General features: G+C 69.7%; 2 protein-coding genes. Both read left to right on the top strand.

Features of this window, described 5'->3' with window-relative positions; all coding sequences use genetic code 11:
- A partial coding sequence (locus VXC91_RS45290; protein WP_329513158.1) for a transposase occupies window positions 1-364 on the top strand: 364 nt, incomplete at its 5' end.
- A gap of 187 nt (window positions 365-551) precedes the next feature.
- A partial coding sequence (locus VXC91_RS45285; RefSeq protein WP_329513157.1) for an IS110 family RNA-guided transposase occupies window positions 552-1674 on the top strand: 1123 nt, incomplete at its 3' end.

The raw sequence follows: 1674 nt of genomic DNA, 5'->3' as shown, positions 1-1674 counted from the left end.
TGGGCGCAAGCGTCACATCCTGACCGATACCGAGGGCCTGCTCCTGGAGGTGACCGTGACCACAGCGGACGTTCACGACTCCAAGGCCGCCCCCGCACTGCTGGAGACGTTCATGGACGAGCCGGGCCGGTTGCTGAAACTGGTGTGGGTCGACAGCGCCTACCAGGGTCCGGCGCTGGCGAAGGCGTTCGCCCGCCACGGAGTCCGGATCGAGGTCGTGCGCCGATCTGGCGGACAACGCGGATTTGTCGTACTGGCCCGCAGATGGGTGGTGGAGCGAACGCTGAGCTGGCTCTCCCGCTCACGCCGCCTAATGGGACTTGCCGGGTCGGAGAGACTCGGTGCCGTAGCCGCCAGCAGGTGAGCACTACCGCCGCCGGAACCCTTGGAGTTCTGGGTTGAGACCGTGCCCCTGCTGGTCGGCCGGGAGGCCAGACCGCTCATGGGGTGGCGTGCCCGCCCGATGGGGCGTGAGCACTGAATCCATTAGGCCGCGCGCCGCGCCTTCCGCAGGCTGCAAGGGAAGCGAAGTACCTGACCAGGAGGACGAGTTGCTGCTGATCGGCGATGACTGGGCCGAAGACCACCATGACGTCGAGGTCCAGGACGAGGCGGGCCGGAAGCTGGCCGCCACGAGGCTGCCCGAGGGAGTGGAGGGCATCGCGAAGCTGCACGAGCTCCTCGCGAAGCACGGCGGCGGGGACCTGGATGCCGCCGAGGTCGTGGTCGGGATCGAGACCGACCGCGGCTCGTGGGTGCAGGCCCTAATCGCCTCCGGCTACCAGGTCTATGCGATCAACCCCCGGCAGGTCGCCCGGTTCAAGGAGCGGTACGCCTCCTCCGGAGCCAAGAGCGACAAGGGCGACGCGCACGCACTGGCGGACATGGTCCGCATCGACCGGGCCCAGCTCCGCCCGGTGTCCGGGGACAGCGAGCAGGCCCAGGCCGTCAAGGTCGTCGCCCGCACCCACCAGACCCTGATCTGGGAACGCACCCGCACCTTCCAACGGCTGCGCAGCACGCTGCGCGAATACTTCCCCGCCGCCCTGAACGCCTACGCGGACATCGCTTTGACCAGCACGGACGCGCTGGAACTGCTGATCAAGGCGCCTACACCGGCGGCCGGGGCGAAGCTGACCCGCACGCAGATCACCGCCGTCCTGGCCCGCGCCCGTCGGCAGAACCGGGACGCGAAAGCGGCCACGATTCAGGCCGCGCTGCGCGAGGAACAGCTCGGCCTTCCCGAGCCGGTCACCGCCGCCTACGCGGCCACCGCCGCCGCCCACGCCCGCGTGATCATCGCGCTGAACGAGCAGATAGCCGCGATGGAGGAGCAGGTGAAGGCCCATTTTCGAGCGCACCCGGACGCTGAGATCTACCTCTCGATGCCAGGCATCGGACAGATCACCGGCGCCCGGGTGCTCGCCGAGTTCGGGGACGACCCCACCCGCTACGCGTCCGCGAAGGCCCGCAAGAACTACGCCGGCACCAGCCCGATCACCCGGGCCTCCGGCAAGAGCCACACCGTCCAAGCCCGCTACGTCCGCAACAACCGCCTCGCCGACGCCCTGCAGGCCCAGGCGTTCTCCGCCCTGCGCGCCTCACCAGGCGCCCGCCGCTACTACGACAAGCAACGCGCCCGCGAGGCCGACTACAACCCTGCGCTCCGCCAGC

Source organism: Streptomyces chiangmaiensis, from assembly GCF_036281785.1.
In the GTDB taxonomy this organism is placed as follows: domain Bacteria; phylum Actinomycetota; class Actinomycetes; order Streptomycetales; family Streptomycetaceae; genus Streptomyces; species Streptomyces chiangmaiensis.
The sequence above is the reverse complement of the archived record's forward strand: the minus strand, read 5'-3'. Positions and strand labels throughout refer to the sequence as shown.